The 16882-nt window shown below is 53.3% G+C and carries 14 protein-coding genes; 2 read left to right on the forward strand and 12 right to left on the reverse strand.

Annotation, left to right across the window (positions count from 1 at the left end; translation table 11 throughout):
* Nucleotides 1-1098, reverse strand: coding sequence for a UDP-N-acetylglucosamine--N-acetylmuramyl-(pentapeptide) pyrophosphoryl-undecaprenol N-acetylglucosamine transferase (locus tag GN278_12410; GenBank protein ID XAT61483.1), 1098 nt, complete (start codon nt 1096-1098; stop codon nt 1-3).
* Entirely contained in the window at nt 1095-2261 is a 1167-nt protein-coding gene (locus GN278_12415) for a cell division protein FtsW (GenBank protein XAT61484.1), read from the reverse strand. The genes GN278_12410 and GN278_12415 overlap by 4 nt, the downstream gene beginning before the upstream one ends.
* 145 nt (nt 2262-2406) lie before the next feature.
* Between GN278_12415 and GN278_12420 the strand changes: the two genes are divergently transcribed.
* A complete protein-coding gene (locus tag GN278_12420; protein ID XAT62655.1) occupies nt 2407-3591 on the forward strand; it encodes an aminoacetone oxidase family FAD-binding enzyme in 1185 nt (394 codons plus the stop codon).
* Here the strand turns inward: GN278_12420 and GN278_12425 are convergent.
* Together GN278_12425 and GN278_12430 are read right to left on the reverse strand one after the other, a co-directional pair.
* Nucleotides 3572-4330: a methyltransferase domain-containing protein gene (locus GN278_12425; protein ID XAT61485.1), complete on the reverse strand. Its 759-nt coding sequence runs from the start codon at nt 4328-4330 to the stop codon at nt 3572-3574. The genes GN278_12420 and GN278_12425 overlap by 20 nt on opposite strands.
* A 219-nt stretch (nt 4331-4549) precedes the next feature.
* Nucleotides 4550-6067, reverse strand: coding sequence for an ATP-binding cassette domain-containing protein (locus GN278_12430; protein XAT61486.1), 1518 nt, complete (start codon nt 6065-6067; stop codon nt 4550-4552).
* 641 nt (nt 6068-6708) lie between these two features.
* Between GN278_12430 and GN278_12435 the strand changes: the two genes are divergently transcribed.
* Nucleotides 6709-7287, forward strand: a complete 579-nt coding sequence (locus tag GN278_12435) for a hypothetical protein (GenBank protein XAT61487.1) — start codon at nt 6709-6711, stop codon at nt 7285-7287.
* Nucleotides 7288-7615: 328 nt separating this feature from the next.
* Here GN278_12435 and GN278_12440 read toward each other — a convergent pair whose 3' ends face one another.
* The 8 genes from GN278_12440 to mraZ form a co-directional block, all read right to left on the reverse strand.
* A complete protein-coding gene (locus GN278_12440; protein ID XAT61488.1) occupies nt 7616-9019 on the reverse strand; it encodes a UDP-N-acetylmuramoyl-L-alanine--D-glutamate ligase in 1404 nt (467 codons plus the stop codon).
* Between the two features lie 109 nt (nt 9020-9128).
* Nucleotides 9129-10211, reverse strand: a complete 1083-nt coding sequence (locus GN278_12445; GenBank protein XAT61489.1) for a phospho-N-acetylmuramoyl-pentapeptide-transferase — start codon at nt 10209-10211, stop codon at nt 9129-9131.
* 17 nt (nt 10212-10228) lie between these two features.
* A complete protein-coding gene (murF, locus tag GN278_12450) occupies nt 10229-11626 on the reverse strand; it encodes a UDP-N-acetylmuramoyl-tripeptide--D-alanyl-D-alanine ligase (GenBank protein ID XAT61490.1) in 1398 nt (465 codons plus the stop codon).
* Complete coding sequence (locus GN278_12455; GenBank protein XAT61491.1) at nt 11623-13116, reverse strand: UDP-N-acetylmuramoyl-L-alanyl-D-glutamate--2,6-diaminopimelate ligase; 1494 nt, start codon at nt 13114-13116, stop codon at nt 11623-11625. Before GN278_12455 ends, murF begins: the two co-directional genes overlap by 4 nt.
* A 56-nt stretch (nt 13117-13172) precedes the next feature.
* The gene (locus tag GN278_12460) at nt 13173-14969 is read right to left on the reverse strand and encodes a penicillin-binding protein 2 (GenBank protein XAT61492.1); all 1797 of its coding nucleotides are present in this window, start codon (nt 14967-14969) and stop codon (nt 13173-13175) included.
* On the reverse strand, nt 14966-15316 hold the full coding sequence (locus GN278_12465) for a cell division protein FtsL (GenBank protein ID XAT61493.1): 351 nt from the start codon (nt 15314-15316) through the stop codon (nt 14966-14968). The genes GN278_12460 and GN278_12465 overlap by 4 nt, the downstream gene beginning before the upstream one ends.
* A gap of 5 nt (nt 15317-15321) precedes the next feature.
* Nucleotides 15322-16311: a 16S rRNA (cytosine(1402)-N(4))-methyltransferase RsmH gene (gene rsmH, locus GN278_12470; GenBank protein ID XAT61494.1), complete on the reverse strand. Its 990-nt coding sequence runs from the start codon at nt 16309-16311 to the stop codon at nt 15322-15324.
* A gap of 2 nt (nt 16312-16313) precedes the next feature.
* Nucleotides 16314-16814 (reverse strand): division/cell wall cluster transcriptional repressor MraZ, encoded by a 501-nt coding sequence (gene mraZ, locus GN278_12475; GenBank protein XAT61495.1) that lies wholly within the window; start codon nt 16812-16814, stop codon nt 16314-16316.
* Nucleotides 16815-16882: the final 68 nt, after the last annotated feature.

Genomic DNA, 16882 nt, shown 5'->3' on the forward strand with positions numbered 1-16882 from the left:
TTATGTCTTTCGTTCGGCCAGATTTGCGACCAAATCGCTCAACCGCTCGGTCGCATCTACAATCCCACACCCGGCCGCTGATACGGCCATAGTTTGCAGGGTTTCGGGGCTTTGCATAAGCTCAGTCAGCTGTGCGCACAAGGCATCAACTTCAAAATCGGGTTCGGTGATCATAATTGCGCCGCCAGCATCGACCAAAGCGCGGGCATTTTCACTTTGCTCATCGCGGATTGCAGCCGCAAGCGGCACCAGAATTGAAGGCCGGCCGATCACGGATATATCCGCCACAGACGACGCGCCTGCGCGGCTAATCACCAGTTGCGCTTCGCTCATGCGGTTCGGCAGGTCATCAAAAAACGGCGCCACATCCGCGTTGATGCCGTTATCAGCGTAAAATTTCTGAACCCGCGGCAAATCTTCGTCACGGGCCTGATGGCTGACCCGCAAATGTTTGGTAATCTCAAGCGGCATATCAGCCAACGCGGGGGGCACAACATCCGATAGGATGCGCGCACCTTGACTGCCGCCGAACACCAGAACCGAAATAGGATAGTCACCCGGCGCAATATATCCCGATTTGGCTTTTTTCATCACCGCCGACCGCACCGGATTTCCGGTGTGAATGCCGCTAAGCTCATCCGGCATTTTGGTCGGCCATGTGCCGCAGGCAATACGGTCTACATGTTTGGCAAAAAGCTGGTTGACCCGGCCCAAAACCCCGTTTTGTTCATGGATCATGCGCGGCAGCTCTAAAACCCAAGCGGCGGCCAGAGCCGGAATACTGGGATAGCCACCAAAGCCGACCACAACAGTAGGGCGGTCCCGGCGCATTTTCCACCAGGCAGACAGGAACCCGATGCCGATCTGCAGCGGCACAAGCGCTTTGGCCAGCAACCCGCCACGTGCAAAGGTTGCAGAAGTGTTCACTTCGATTTCAACGGCCTCGGGAAACCCGCCGGTATAACGCGCACCGCGCAAATCAGTTGAAAGCTTGACCCGCCAGCCGCGCGCTAGCATTTCTTCGGCCAGCGCCTGCGCAGGAAACATATGCCCGCCCGTGCCACCAGCTGCCAAGACCAATAGCGGCGCCGAGCTCATCCGCGCCGCCCTACAAAGGCATCGGTGATGTCTTTTTGCGGTCTGCTGCGCGTAAAGGCCAAGAGCATGCCCATGGCAATGCCGCCCGCTATTAACGACGAGCCGCCGCAGCTGACAAAGGGCAATGTCATGCCTTTGGCTGGCAGCAACCGCACCGCCACCCCGATATTAATCACCGCCTGCACTGTAAACATGCACACAAGACCAGCGCCGGCCAGCCGCACAAAACTGTCACGCTCACGCATCAAACGCAGCAGCGAGCAAACAACAATGCCAGCATAAATTGCGATAATCAAACTGACCAAGACAAAGCCGTATTCTTCGGCGGCCACCGCAATGATGAAATCCGTATGGGCATCCGGCAGCGACCACTTTACCTGTCCTTCGCCAACACCAACCCCGAAAAATCCGCCCTCTTGGATTGCATTAGTGGCATATCCCAATTGGGTATTGGGATCTAAGTCCGGCGATAAAAACCCATCAATCCTTCGCGCAAAATGCTCAGAAGCCGTGTAAATTCCCGCACCCGCAGCGACCATTAAGCCCGCCATACCCACCAGCAAAATCATCGGAGCCCCGGCGATAAAATAGACCACGCCCCAACCAAAAAGAATTAAACAGGCCTGCCCGAAATCAGGTTGCAACATCAAAAGAACAGCCACAGTTATCGCCAGCAAAAAAGACCAAAGCCGCCCCGGCGGGCCATGAATTTCCTCTGACGCTGCCATCAGCCAGGCGCTCACAACGATAAACCCCGGCTTTAAAAATTCTGACGGTTGCAGGCTGGCAAAGCCAAGCGCATACCAGCGCACGGATCCTTTGCCAAAATCCGTGCCGAAATACGGCAAAAGCGCAACCGCCACAAACGCCGCGCCAAACCCCAAAATCCCAAGCCGGCGGATCAGCCGGATCGGAAGCATCGAGCCGATCACCATAGCGGTTAGGCCTATGGCGCCATAAATCATCTGCCGTTCGACATAGTGAAAAGGAGCAAATCCATTTTTCTCAGCCAACGGCGGCGAGGCCGCAAAGCCAAGCAATATTCCGATACTGAAGAGTAAAAATACCGACGACAAGGTCCATTTATCGACCGTTCGCCACCATTTCGATACCACCGGCTCGCCGCGCGACACGGGAACCGAACCATACACCATCTCTGTCATGGGCTATGCCTAAACTGCCTCATCTCAATGTCCTGCTCATGTCCCGTTTTCGGGATCTTGCAGCTAAACTACGCAATCTAAGCGCTGAATGCCAGAAAAAAGCTTTGCTCTTGTAAAATCGGCCAAAAACCGTCATCCGGCGGTCATGCAATATGAAACCATTATTCTTGGCGCCGGTGCAGCCGGATTGATGTGCGCCGCCGAGGCGGGACCATCCACGTTGGTCCTTGATCATGCACGCGCGCCGGGCGAAAAAATCCGCATCTCGGGGGGTGGGCGGTGTAACTTCACCAATCTGCATAGTGCACCCGATCGGTTTTTATCGCAAAATCCGCATTTTCACAAAAGCGCGCTCAGCCGCTATACCCAATGGGATTTTATTGATCTGATGCAGCGGCACGGCATCGCCTATCATGAAAAAACCCTTGGCCAGCTATTTTGTGACGGCTCATCCAAAGAGGTGGTGGCGATGCTGCGGGCCGAAGTGATGCGAGCGGGCGCGGCGCTCTGGCTTCAGACATCGCTCAAAGAGCTGCGCAAAACCGACGGTGGATTTGCCTTGCGTGTTGAAAAAGAGGGCGTAGATATTTCCCTTCACTGCCACCATTTGGTGGTGGCCACGGGCGGAAAATCCATCCCCAAAATGGGCGCCACCGGGCTGGCTTATGACATCGCAGATCAATTCGGCATCCCTTGCATTGAAACCCGCCCAGCGCTGGTGCCTTTGACGTTTTCAGATCAGCGCTTCAAACCGATCACCGGCCTATCGGCGTCCGCCCGCGTTTCCACCGAAACCGCATATTTTGACGAGGCCTTGCTGTTTACTCATCGTGGTCTGTCCGGCCCTGCCATTTTGCAAATTTCATCTTACTGGCGCGAAGGCAAAAGCTTGACCATCGACCTTTTGCCAGACAGGGCACTCAGCGCCGAATTAAGTGCCGAGCGGGCACAGAATGGCCGCCGCCAATTAAGCACAGTGCTGGCCCAATTCCTGCCCGCACGTCTGGTGAGCCATCTGGCGTCCGAGCTGTCCATAACCGGTAAACTGGCCGATCAATCCGACCAGAAAATCGCCGCGCTAGAGCATGCATTGAAAAACTGGCAGGTGATCCCCAGCGGCTCAGAAGGCTACCGTACCGCCGAGGTCACCTTGGGCGGCATCAACACCGCTGCGCTGTCGTCCAAAACGATGATGGCAAAATCTGTAAAAGGGCTCTACTTCATTGGTGAGGCGGTGGATGTAACCGGCTGGCTGGGCGGCTATAACTTCCAATGGGCCTGGTCATCGGGCTGGGCCGCAGCCCAAGCCATCAATTCGGCGCCGGCCTAAGGCTGACGATAAGTTCGGGCGCCTCATCACCAATCGCACGGCGGTTCCAATCCCCATAGGCGCTTTCAAGCGCCAAACCTGCGGCTGCTGCCAAACCGGTGATCTCTTCCAGTGTGGTAAACCTAAGCCGGCTGTGCGACACCAGACGCTCATCTTGGCCTGCCCCCCGAACCTCAAAGGTATAATGCTCTTCAAAACTGACAAATCCTGCGGATACATCCAGCACATTATGCCAAACCCGGACACGGTCGCCACCGGGCAACACAAGCTGCCGCTCCGAACGCTCAGGCACCCAATTAAGCCATGCGCGCCGCGCCGGATTGCGGGTGTCAAACACGAACCGGCCCTCGGGCGTCAACAGCCGCCGCACCGCCTCAAAATGCGCCAAAATCTCGGCGTCACTGCCCAGCTCCTGAAAGGCATGGCCAGTCATGTATAGAAGCGCAAATTTCAGCTCTGGCGCAAAGCCTTCTAAAATGCCCTGCTGCCAGATCACCCGATCGCCGCCCGCGCGGCGGCGCGCCACATCCAGCATGGCGGACGAGGGATCAAGCCCATAAACCAAAGGGCCGCACAGCGCCGCCTCAACCGTCAACGCGCCGGTGCCGCAACCCACATCTAAAATCGGCCCTGCCGCCTCGGCCACCAGATCAAGATAATACTCCCAATCTGCCCCCCGCGCGTTCAAAAGTTCATAAAGTGCAACCAGCCTTGGGTTCTCATAACACTCTTTTTCCAATCATCCGCTCCTTCCAAAAAAACCGCGCCCCTGCCAAGCCTAAAACAATCCAAACCGCAGATTTTTTCTTCGCAAAAATACTCCCTAAAATACCCCAGGCATCCACAGAGCCACCGTTAATTTAACCACTGACTCACAACAGCCCCTAGGCATAAGCGGGTATTTCTACTGGCAATTACACCTATAAAGATAGAAGATGCATAGCACCTGCGCCCCGCCTTATCCAGCGTCCATTTCCGCACGTAAAAAGGGCTCTGGGCTGTCATACTCTTGCAGTTTTCCACGCTCTATCCACCAGAACCGCGTACCGATATTGCGCAGAAAACTCCGGTCATGGGTGACAATTAGGCAGGACAGCTGATGGCCAATTAATTCTTCCTCCAAAGCTTCTTGGCCGCCGATATCAAGATGGTTGGTGGGCTCATCCAAAAGATAGAAATTGGGGGTCTTTAGCCGCAACAGCAACAGTGCCAAACGTGCTTTTTGGCCGCCAGATAACGTACTTATTTTGCGGTTTTGCTGCGCCACGGATAACCCTGCCGCCGCCAGTAAACCACGTGCACGCTGATCTGAAATTTCAAAATGCTGCGTTGTGCTTTCCATAGCGCTCTGATCCATATTAATTTGACTTAAGCTTTGATCAGAATAGCCTGCAATAACAGATGATGCGCATTTAACCTCACTGCCCTGCCGCGCAAAGGCGCTGTGTATCATTTTTATCAATTGCGTTTTACCAGCTCCGTTGGCACCGAGTAAAATGACCCTGTCGCCTTTGCAGATCCACTTTTGACCAGTTTTGTAAAGCAGCCTGCCAGAGGGCGTTTGAACGCAAATATCGTCCAGAGTGATCAGCGCTTTCGCATGCGTGCCCCGATTGGTCAGCTTGATGGCACCCGCATTGTTTTCTTTATGCGCAGCCGCTGCGCTGCCCTCAATCTGGCTTGCCCGCGCGCTGAGCTGCTTGGTTTTTGTCAGCAGCAAATCCGATCCCGAATTGATGCCAATATTCTTTAACTTTGCCGCCTGCCTTCTCAGCTGCCGGGCTTTGCTCATCTCATTGGCAAAGCGGCGTTCATCTACCACGTCCTCGGCTGCAAGCGCATCGCGTGCTTGGCCAAAGGGCTTTTGAAAAAGCCGCGATCCTTGCGGCCTTAGAAACAGGGTTTGCTCTGTGGTCGCATCAAGGAACGCCCGATCATGTGATGTGATGATCACAGGCACGTCTTTGGGCAGTTTTGCCAGCCAAGCCTGCAAAAGGCTGATACGGCCCAAATCAAGGTGGTTGGTCGGCTCATCGAGCAATAAAATATCCGGCTCCTGCACCCAAACCGCCGCCAGCATCGCGGTGCGCTGCCACCCGCCGCTCAGCTCGTTAAGAGGTTTTCGCACCAAATCAAGTGGCACCTTTAGATCCCCAAGCACGACGTCAACGCGCCAGCTTTCATAATCGGCCTGCTCTTTTGCTAGCGCGCCCAAAACCCAGTCATAAAATGAAAATGACAAGGCCCTTTGGGGCAGGTTTTGTTTTACAGTGCCCACACGCAGCCCCCGCGCGCGGGTAATTTGACCCTCTGTGGGGTCCAGTTCACCGGCCAAGCAGGCCATAAGCGAGGACTTGCCCCGACCGTTGGCCGCAACAAGCCCGATACGGTCGCCTTTAGAAATGGTCAGGTTTAGATCGGAAAATAGCCTATGCCCACGGGTCACGCCGAGGGACGAGATATTGATTAAGGTCATTGAGGTCTCGCATCAAAGAAACAAGGGCCGCAGCGCGGCTTTGGGCAGACCTGTTATGCGAGCGCTCTTTAGGGTATAAGAAGACGCCTCTGACCTGCCCTGCAAACGGATTTACAGGGCTTGGCGCGGACCATGCTGAAGTCGGCGGATGATACGCATGTTCAGCACTTTCCCTCCTATTGTTGATGCCGTTTGATCTTTACACCTATAGGCTGTATTTTATTCGGTCAATATATTTCGGCCCAAAGGGTATAAAACGCCGACAGCGCCTTTGATGCGGCCGCTTAAGATACAGCTGATCCAAACCTCGCCGCCGGGGCAACAGCCGATCTATGCAGGAACATCAAAACCCCACTCTGATGTTAGCTTTAAGAGCCGCTCGCTTTCAGAATAGAAAAGCAAGATTTTCAGGGCAGAAGCCGGCCCAAAATCGCACCTGCGCGAAACTGCCGCGTTACCGACGCAATACCGATGATGTCTTTTGGCCTATTTTGCAGCCAAATGCCCGAGGTGTAGGACAGACGGGCCATTCGTGACTTTGTACTTAAGTTCTGGTTTGAGTTAGGTGAAACATTGACTGTCTGCCCCAAAAAAGCCAATGGTGTGTTTGCTGAAACACTCAAAAAGTAAGGTGTATTGTGGTGTTTATTACCAATTTTCAAAAGGTTCTGGAGGCCATAGCGCTGTTCTTGGCTATGGACACTGGCCAGGCCGACGAACTCAACATTCCTGCCCTCCGAATGTCCGAGCTATTTTTTGAAAGATGCGTGCCATCAATATTGGATGAGCAGAGTATAAACGGAGACGGTTTAGACCTGTTACCCAGAGAAACCGCCCTCAGCATCGGAGCAAATACAGGACGCGCATGGATGCCATTCGATGCGCACGTATCACTGTCTGACTTACATAGCTCTGAGGGGAGATTTTATGGATGCCAAGTTCGTTGGCATACCCTCGCCGCCGAAGGTCTTAGTGTCACCATGAGCTATGGTCAAGTAATAGATGCCTTCAACGCATGGGCAGACGATGAGGTCTCACAAGGAACACTGGCCGCAATAAAACAGTGTGGTGATCTAAACACAAAATATCTGCGGGTCGTTGAAAGCAGAACTGAACGCAGTCAACCCGTCCGTTTTGTGCTCGCATATGACAGTAATATTGATTTTATCTTCTTGATGGCGGGTGAAACTGACGTCGTGGGTGAACCAGAAACATGCTGAAGCGGACATTTATGATCAGCGCAGCATCGGTCAATATGGGCTCAAAGAAGACATTAGAAGTTCGCCCACTTTAGAGGTCCTGACCCTAGATTGTTCAAAAGTACGTTTGATGTCAGTCGCGTTCAATACTACGTAATCATGCTTCAAGAATTTACAAATCTTGAGGGTCAGCATAGAGATTTTTGTAATACAGAAACTACGCTTTTTCACTTTAAAACTGTAATCTTTAAGACTTGCAAAATTAGATTTTTGGGGCAGATGTCGGCCCAAAATCGCACCTGCGCGAAACTGCCGTGATACCGACCCAATACCGACAGTGTTTTTTTGCCTATTGAGCCGCCAAATGGCGCTGTACTTCGGCGATAAAATCATCGCCGCGCTGCTCGAAATTATCGTATTGATCAAAGCTGGCAGCGGCCGGCGCAAGCAATATTGTCTCGCCCGCTTCTGCCTCATCTATCGCTTGCGCAACGGCCGCCTGCATGGTCGTGCACACGGCGCTTGGGCAGGTCAGCTGACGGGCAAAATTCGCCGCCTCGCGGCCTATTACATAGGCTTTGATCACCGGCGACAGGGCCGCATTAAGCGCCTCAAGCCCGCCGTCTTTTTGCAAGCCCCCACATATCCAGCGCACGTTCTCAAATGCCGCCAACGCATTGACCGCGCTGGCCAAATTGGTGGCCTTGCTATCATTGATAAAGCGCAGACCGCCATCCTCGGCGACCAGTTGCGAACGGTGTGCGAGCCCTTGAAAACTGGCCAGAGCCTCGGCAATCGCCTTGGGGCTGATCCCAACACCGCGGCAGGCGGCATAAGCAGCGCAAGCATTTTGATGGTTGTGCACGCCCGCAAGCCCGGGCAAGCCCCGCAAATCCACCGAAGCAATCTGTCGCCCTTTGCGCATTTCGGATAAAAACCCTTTGCGGGCATAGACTTGCCACCCCGGTCCGGTCAGTTTCTGGCCCGATGAAATACGGATCACCCGATCATCACTGGCACTTTCAGACAGCTGGCCGGCCAAAAACAGCCCCTCCGGTTCATCGACACCGATTACTGCCCGATCCGGGCCGCCTTCCGCAAAGAGTCGCCGTTTGGCAGCAAAATAACCGCCCTCACCGCCGTGCCGGTCCAGATGATCAGGGCTTAGGTTGGTAAACACCCCCACATCCGGGGTCAACGCGCGTGCCAGCTCGGTCTGGTAGCTTGACAGCTCAAGCACCACCACTTCACCGTCAATCGCTGGTTCGAGATCTAGCACGCCGCGACCAATGTTGCCCGCCAGCTGGCTGGGCCGTCCGGTCTGGGTCAGGATGTGATGGATCAAGGCGCTGGTGGTGGATTTACCGTTCGAACCAGTCACTGCAATAATCTTTGGAGGGCTTTGAAAATTATCCCAGGTCGGACTGGAAAAGGACCTAAAAAACAATCCGATATCATTGTCCACTGGCACGCCAGCGGCCTGTGCGGCCGCAATCACAGGGTGCGGTTTGGGATAAAGATGCGCAATCCCGGGACTAACAATGCAAACCGCAACCTCTGACCAGTCGCGCAATCGCCCAAGATCACTTAGATCAACACCCGCATCTCGCGCTGCATCCCGCGCCTGCGTACCATCATCCCAAGCCAGAACTTCCGCCCCACCGGCCCGCAAAGACAGCGCAGCCGAAAGACCGCTGCGGCCCAGCCCCAGAACGGCCACTTTCAACCCTGAAACGCCTTGCGCTATGATCATCTTTCCACCCGCTTGCGGTCTCTATTCCAAAGCCTTGGCTAACCCATTTTAGGGGATTTGACCAGTTATCTTACCGCCAACAACCGAACCCGTGAATACTCACAAAACCTTAGCGGACTTTCAGTGTCGCGAGCCCGATCATCGCTAGAATTAAAGCAATAATCCAAAATCGGATCACAATGGTTGGCTCTGCCCAGCCCTTTTTTTCATAGTGGTGATGAATGGGCGCCATTAGAAAAATACGCTTTCTGGTTAACTTGAAATACCCTACTTGGATAATCACAGATAGCGCTTCGACAACGAATAAGCCGCCGATGATGGCCCAGACAATTTCATGTTTGGTTGAGACGGCAACCGAGCCCAGTGCACCCCCCAAAGCCAATGAGCCTGTGTCGCCCATAAAGACAGCTGCTGGGGGTGCATTATACCACAAAAAACCCATTCCGCCGCCAATCAAACCTGCACAAAATATTAATATTTCGCCAGTGCCGGGCACATAGTGAACATCAAGGTACTCGGTAAAGTCGACACGGCCCACTGCATATGCAATTACGCCAAGTGCACCGGCTGCAATCATGACCGGCATAATAGCAAGCCCATCCAGACCATCGGTTAAATTGACCGCGTTGGCTGAGCCGACAATCACCAACATCGCAAATGGTAAAAAGACATAGCCCATGTTCAAAAGCAGATCTTTGAACACTGGCAAAGCCATTTTATTCTGTAGAGCCTCAGGATGATGTGCGCTGGCCCAATAGGCTGCGATCCCTGCAATAACAAAGCCGAGCAACAACCTAAGCCACCCGGGAACCCCCTTTGCGCTCTGTTTGCTAACCTTGGCATAATCGTCTGCAAAGCCGATCAAGCCGAATGAAAATGTCACAAACAAAACAATCCAAACAAAGGCGTTATCAAGCCGCGCCCAAAGTAAGCTTGAGCTTAAAACAGCAAGTAAAATCAACAGACCGCCCATGGTAGGAGTACCAGCCTTGGCAAAGTGTCCCTCTGGGCCATCAGCGCGTATGGGTTGGCCTTTGCCTTGGGTGCGGCGTAACACATTGATCAATGGGCGGCCAAAGATAAATCCAAAAACCAACGCTGTGAAAAAGGCGCCACCTGCGCGAAAAGTGATATAGCGAAAAAGGTTGAACGCATCACCGCCATCCGACAGGGCTGTCAGCCAATATAGCATTATCGATCTCCTTGCGGTTACCTGTTATCCGCGTTTGGTTCCGAGTGGCCTAATTTTCGCAATACGTCAACCACTTGCTGCAGTCCCATGCTAAGCGAGGCCTTCACCAAAACACAGTCTTTTGGCTTTATCAAATCTTGGCAGGCTTTGGCCATCTCATCGCTGCTGGTAAAGTGCACCCCACGCATTTCTCGGGGCAGTGCAGTATGAAGCGCCCGCATCAAGGGGCCAACTGTGTGGATTTGGTCTAGCGCGCCGAGCGCTGGCCACTGCGCAAGTGCTCGGTGCTGGTGAACCTCATTAGCCCCAAGCTCTTTCATATCGCCCAAAAAAGCAATCCGGCGGGGCGCGCTCGATACCGAAATCATATCCAGCGCAGCCCGCATTGATGCTGGGTTGGCGTTATAAGCGTCGTCGATTAAATCGACGGTCCCACCACCGAACCTAACTTCTTCACGGGCCCCGCGCCCCAGGCCTGGCTGCCAAGTTTCCAGTGCTTTAATGGCTTTGCCTAGGTCCGCCCCGATGGACCGCACCGCCATAAGAGCCGCCAGAGCGTTTATCGCGAAATGGCGTCCAATGGTATTTAGATGCAGTGTGTGTTTCTGCCCTGAGATCGCAACTTCTGCCAAGGTTGTATTGCCGGTTTGCTCGAATTTTAGCACTTGCGCATCCGAGCTTGCAGTTCCAAACCAAACAGCCTCGCACCCATATTTTGCCGCCTCATGCCGCAGCACGCCTGCTGTTTCAATCTCGGCATTGAGAACCGCAATGCCATCTGGTTGCAGCCCACTCATTAACGCCGCTTTTTCACCCGCGATTTCTGAAACATTACTAAAGGCCTCAAGATGGGCTTCTGCAACCGTTGTTACCACTGCAACATCCGGGCGTGCCAGCTGCGCAAGAGGCGCAATTTCGCCAGGGTGGTTCATGCCGATCTCGATCACTGCAAAATCGACGTCGCGCGCCATTCGGGCCAGTGTTAGTGGCACGCCCCAATGGTTGTTATAGCTGGCAACAGAGGCATGCGTTATCCCCTGCGGCGCGAGCATTTCTCGCAGCATTTCTTTGGTGGATGTTTTTCCTGCCGAGCCGGTGATGGCCACAATTTTTGCAGATGTGCGGGCGCGCGCGGCGCGGCCCAAATCTTCTAAGCCTTGCTGAACATCCACGACGGTCAGCAGTGGCGCATCAACGGAAACCCCCGGCGGCCTCCGTGATACCAAAGCAGCACAAGCGCCCTTGGCCAGTGCATCAGCGACAAATTCATGCCCATCACGGGCCGCATTCAATGCAATAAATAAATCACCCTGTTGCAAACTTCGGCTATCTATCGATACGCCCGAAGCAGTCCAATCCGTGTTGGTTGTACCACCAGTTGCCCGCGCGGCCTCGGCTGCAGTCCAAAGCGTCATGAGATTAACCCATCCAAGGCAGCAACAGCAACACTTGCCTGTTCGGCATCATTAAATGGCAAAACATCTTGCCCAATAATCTGACCGGTTTCGTGGCCTTTGCCAGTGATTAAAAGACCATCTCCCGGGCCGAGCATATCGACAGCGCGCAGTATTGCCTCGGCGCGGTCGCCGACTTCGCTGACATGATCGGCGTTTTCAATGCCCGCCAAAACCATATTGCGTATGTCTGCAGGATCTTCGCTGCGCGGATTATCATCTGTGACAATGAGATAGTCCGAAGCTTCGGCTGCCAAGGCACCCATCTGCGGTCGTTTTCCAGGATCCCGGTCACCGCCGGCACCAATGATTGCAATCAAACGGCCCATGACATGCGGTCGAAACGCTTCAATTGCGGTTTTAACCGCATCCGGTGTATGCGCATAATCAACAAAAACTGATGCCCCATTGAGCCGCTCGGCGGCGAAATCCATACGTCCGCGCACAGTCACCAGATGTGGCAGTGTTTCAAACACACCATGAGGATCATGGCCCGATGCAATCACCAACCCTGCGGCCATGAGAACATTTTCTGCCTGAAATCCGCCGATCAGCGGCAAAGTGGACTGAAAAGACCTACCTTGCCATTGATAGCGGATATCTTGTCCTCTTGGGGAAAACCGCTGCGCCATCAACCGCAGGTCTGCTGTCTCATTTTGCCCTATCGTGATAACCCGTTGATCACGCTGTTTCAAACGGTCCGCAAGCGCTAGCCCTTTTTGCGTATCACTATTAATGACCGCAGGGCAATCTTGCGGCAAAACGCGATCAAAAAGACCTGCTTTTGCCTCAAAATATTTCTCGAAATTATCGTGGTAATCCAAATGATCTTGGGAAATATTGGTAAATCCAGCAGCGGTGAGGCGCACCCCCTCAAGTCGGCGCTGATCCAGACCATGACTTGATGCTTCCATCGCTGCATGGGTCACCCCCGCCTCTGCGGCTGCGGATAGAATACTGTGTAAAGTAAGCGGGTCTGGCGTGGTGTGCGCCAAGGGTGCTGTCCAGGCACCTTCCACTCCTGTAGTGCCAATATTTACCGAAGAGTAGCCGAGTTCAGCCCAGATCTGTTGACAAAAACTGGCGACCGAGGTTTTGCCATTGGTGCCAGTGACGGCCACAACTGTTTCGGGCTGGCGCGCGAACCATAATGCCGCGGCCGAGGCTAGAGCGGCGCGCGGATCTTGCGCCACCACCACGGCCGCATCGAAGGATGAAATTTCACTGCGAGCCATCTCGTAACCGGCGCGGTCGGTCAATATTGTTTGCGCCCCGTTTTTCAGCGCTTGGGTAATGAACCGACCCCCATGAACCTGCGTGCCCGGCAAGGCTGCAAAAAGGCTGCCTTTAACAACCGTTCGACTATCGGATGACAGGCTGTGAACAGGTCTATCCTTGCCTCGCAGTGGAGCCAATCCAAGATCACTAAGGTATTTTTCTGTGCTGCCCATTTACGTCACTGCTCACAACAGTTTACGGGCAGTGTTAGACCATCTGCCCAAGCTGATTAGTTGGTTGATGTCAGCGTTATATCAGCACGCATTTGTTTTTCAATCAATGGACGCATCCCAAGCAAAGGTGCAATCCGTCCAATGATTTCGGCAGCCACAGGAACTGCCGTCCACCCCGCAGTGCGGCGCGGTTCACTTCCAGTGCGATCTTCTGGTTCATCTAAAGACACCACAAGGACGTATTTGGGATCATTCGCTGGAAAAATTGAAGCAAATGTCGAGATCACCTTTTCTTCATGATAGGCGCCTTGTGGATTGGGTTTATCCGCCGTACCAGTTTTACCAGCCACGGCATAGCCGGCCACCTCTCCAAACGAGGCTGTGCCATCAGTGACAACGCTGCGCAACATCTCAACTGCCTGTTTTGAAACAGTTTGTGACATCACACGCTCGCCTTTTTCTACCCTTGGATTAGGAACTAATGTTGGAGAGACTTTGTATCCTCCATTGGCAATGGCGGCATATCCCACGGCCAAATGAAGCGGCGTTGCGGACAGCCCATGGCCATAGGATATGGTCATTGTCGACAACTCGGTCCATTTGCTGGGCAAAAGCGGCCGTCCTCCGCTTGCTTCCGGCATTTCGATCTGGATCGGAGCGAGAAAGCCAAGCGAAGCTAGAAATCGCTTCTGTTCTTCGGCGCCAATCATTTGTGCAATTCTTGCCGCGCCAATATTGCTTGACTTAGTAATCACTTCAAAGACCGGCAATTTAGACCCGTAGTTATGATAATCCTTGATCCGGAATTTACCCCACCTGATTGGCCCACGGATATCAATGACGGTTTCGGGTGTGACCATCCCCATTTGCAGTGCTTGGGACACGGCAAATATTTTAAAGGTCGAACCCAGTTCATAAACACCTTGCAAAGCCCGATTGAAAAGCGGGCTATCCGCCGCCTTTAGTTTTGCGGGCAAACTTGGTCGATTGTTTGGATCAAAATCTGGCAGCGATGCGAGGGACAAAACTTCGCCGGTATGCACATCCATCAAAATGGCTGCAGCACCTTTGGCATTCAACAGCTGCATGCCTCCGTATAGCACTTGCTCAACGGCAGCCTGTACCGATAAATCAATAGAAAGCTGCAAAGGTGCGCCGGATTGGGCCGGATCGCGAAGTCTTTCATCGAAACTTTTTTCCACACCGGCAACCCCGACAACTTCGGCGGCATGAACACCTTCGCGACCAAAGCTTGCGCCACCCAAAACATGTGCCGCCAGATTACCATTGGGATACAGCCGCATTTCACGCGGACCAAAGCGTAATCCCGGATCCCCAATATCATGCGCAGCTTGCATTTGCTCGGGGCTAAGCTTTTTCTTGATCCACAAAAACTTGCGCTGGCTGGTGAAGGCCTTGAAAAGCCGATCGGCATCCAAATCAGGAAAAATCTGAGCCAAGGCCTGGGCGGTGCTCTGGGCGTCTACCAAATGTGCTGTTTCAACATAGAGCGAGTGGGTTTCCATGTTGGTTGCGAGGATACGGCCCCGGCGATCAACAATATCGGCACGTTGCGCAATAATCGAAGCACCTGCCTTTTGTGATCTTGGTTCGATGGGTTCAGAGGCAGAAAGCAACCCAATGCGCACAGTGATCACCGCAAAAATACAAACGAACATAATGCCTAAAACCAATAACCTGCCCTGAGCGCGCGCGCGGCTAGGATCACGTTGGGTTTCATGGCGAAGTTCGATGTTTTTTCGCTCGATGATATCGGGGTTTTCACCGCGCTCACGCGCTGGCAGTATTTGGCTGAGCGGCCGCAGAGGCGCACGCAGGGGCATATCGCTCATTGGTCAATCCTCCTGCTTGCTGCATCCAGCGGTCTTAAATCTTCTTGATCAAGGAGGGGAAATTCGGGGTATCCCACTTGCTCAACACGGCCAAAGTGATCTGCGCTCAGCGGCAAAAGCTTTAAACCGTCATAATTTAAATCCGCCAGATCCTGCAACCGTTCAGGGCGGTTTTGATAGGCCCATTCCGCACGCAGTATTTTAAGCCGGGCCCGCGCATGTCCAATATCATCTTGCAACTCTTCTGCATGCGTCAGAACTGCCTGTGTTTTGATATTTTCTTGATAGGCCCAATAAGCCAAGCCAATCACCAAAGAGACCGTTATTGCATAAAGAAAGCCGCGCATTATCGTTATCCTTTCAGTACCGGCATTCCAAGCTCACGCGCTTCAAGGCGGCCCCCTGGGGCGGCTGACGTACGCTTGGCGATCCGCAACTTGGCAGATCTTGCCCGCGGGTTTTCGGCAAGTTCATCGGCATCAGCTACGATTGCCTTGCGGCTAATCAGGTCAAATTGAGGCTCTTCCCTCTGGAGATCCGGCGCGAAGCGATTGGATCGACCTTTGCGCCCCGCACGGGTTTGCAAGAAGCGTTTTACCATTCGGTCTTCTACAGAGTGAAAGGTAACCACAACCAGCAGACCATCCTTTTTGAGCGCACGCTCTGCAGCGATCAAGCCTTCAAACAGCTCGCCATACTCATTATTGACGGCAATCCGCAGAGCCTGAAAACTACGCGTGGCAGGATGAGACTGATTTGGTTTGGCGCGGGGCAAACAGCTTTCAACCACTTTGGCCAAATCAAGCGTGCTGTTAAATGGCTCTGTATTGCGCCGGGCGACTATTGCACGGGCGATACGGCGGCTGGCGCGCTCTTCGCCAAAACGAAACAACAGGTCCGCCAAATCATCTTCATTCATATTATTGACTAGATCTGCTGCAGATGGGCCGTTTTGGCTCATCCGCATATCCAGTGGGCCATCGCGCAAAAACGAAAAGCCGCGATCAGCCTGATCCAACTGCATAGATGAGACCCCAAGATCAAGCACCACTCCGTCCAAGTCTTTGGCATGGTCATCTAAGTTAGAAAAAACATCTTCAACCAATCGAAGGCGGCCATCATAATCTGTCACCCACTCAGCAGCCATTTTATGAACCGCCGGATCGCGGTCTAAAGCTATGACCGTGTTCGCGCCAGCATCAAGCAATCCTCTGGCATATCCGCCCGCTCCAAATGTGCCATCCAGCCAATCCCCCGAGATCGGTGCTGCAGCATCTAAAATTGAGCGCAATAAAACGGGGATATGAGGATCAGCCTGGGTGGTAAGAGCCGCCGGCGTCATACTCAAGCCCCTCCATCCTCATCAAGAAAGCTTAATGGATCAAAATCTTCGGGTTGCTCATGAAGCCATTGCTCGATCTTAGTCTGGTCAGCTTCATAGGTTTCCGGGTTCCAAATTTGGAATGTATCGCCTGCCGCAATAAAATAGGCTTCTTTTTCAATATTAATTTTTTGGCGCAACCGGCCAGGCAAAACAAGCCGGCCGGTATCATCAATCGAGGTTGGAAAGCTTTGTCCGTGAAAAAGGCGCTCAAGTGTTTTTCGGCCAAGTGATCCACGCGCAAGCTGATCAATTTTACGGTCGACTTCTTGGATCGCCTCGATCGTATAACACTCAAGAAAATTTCGGCGGCTATCGCCATAAACAATAACCAGCTCCGGGGGTAACCCATCGCACCAGTTTGGATCACAGGCCTGAATGACACGGCGAAAAAGGGCCGGAATAGATACCCGTCCCTTTGCGTCCACCTTTTGTAGACCTTCACCTCTAAACCTGCGTGCCACGTCTCTGTTTGCCCTCGTATAATCCCAAATCCCCCTAAAATGAAAAAACGGATTGAGCTGCTGCCACT

Source organism: Rhodobacteraceae bacterium Araon29, assembly GCA_039640505.1.
Lineage (GTDB): Bacteria > Pseudomonadota > Alphaproteobacteria > Rhodobacterales > Rhodobacteraceae > CABZJG01.

What these genes read in the sequence shown, in the direction of transcription:
- GN278_12410 (XAT61483.1), bottom strand. Translation starts at nt 1,098, where the DNA reads ATGAGCTCGGCGCCGCTATTGGTCTTGGCAGCTGGTGGCACGGGCGGG.
- GN278_12415 (XAT61484.1), bottom strand. Translation starts at nt 2,261, where the DNA reads ATGACAGAGATGGTGTATGGTTCGGTTCCCGTGTCGCGCGGCGAGCCG.
- GN278_12420 (XAT62655.1), top strand. Translation starts at nt 2,407, where the DNA reads ATGCAATATGAAACCATTATTCTTGGCGCCGGTGCAGCCGGATTGATG.
- GN278_12430 (XAT61486.1), bottom strand. Translation starts at nt 6,067, where the DNA reads ATGACCTTAATCAATATCTCGTCCCTCGGCGTGACCCGTGGGCATAGG.
- GN278_12440 (XAT61488.1), bottom strand. Translation starts at nt 9,019, where the DNA reads ATGATCATAGCGCAAGGCGTTTCAGGGTTGAAAGTGGCCGTTCTGGGG.
- GN278_12445 (XAT61489.1), bottom strand. Translation starts at nt 10,211, where the DNA reads ATGCTATATTGGCTGACAGCCCTGTCGGATGGCGGTGATGCGTTCAAC.
- murF (XAT61490.1), bottom strand. Translation starts at nt 11,626, where the DNA reads ATGACGCTTTGGACTGCAGCCGAGGCCGCGCGGGCAACTGGTGGTACA.
- GN278_12455 (XAT61491.1), bottom strand. Translation starts at nt 13,116, where the DNA reads ATGGGCAGCACAGAAAAATACCTTAGTGATCTTGGATTGGCTCCACTG.
- GN278_12460 (XAT61492.1), bottom strand. Translation starts at nt 14,969, where the DNA reads ATGAGCGATATGCCCCTGCGTGCGCCTCTGCGGCCGCTCAGCCAAATA.
- GN278_12465 (XAT61493.1), bottom strand. Translation starts at nt 15,316, where the DNA reads ATGCGCGGCTTTCTTTATGCAATAACGGTCTCTTTGGTGATTGGCTTG.
- rsmH (XAT61494.1), bottom strand. Translation starts at nt 16,311, where the DNA reads ATGACGCCGGCGGCTCTTACCACCCAGGCTGATCCTCATATCCCCGTT.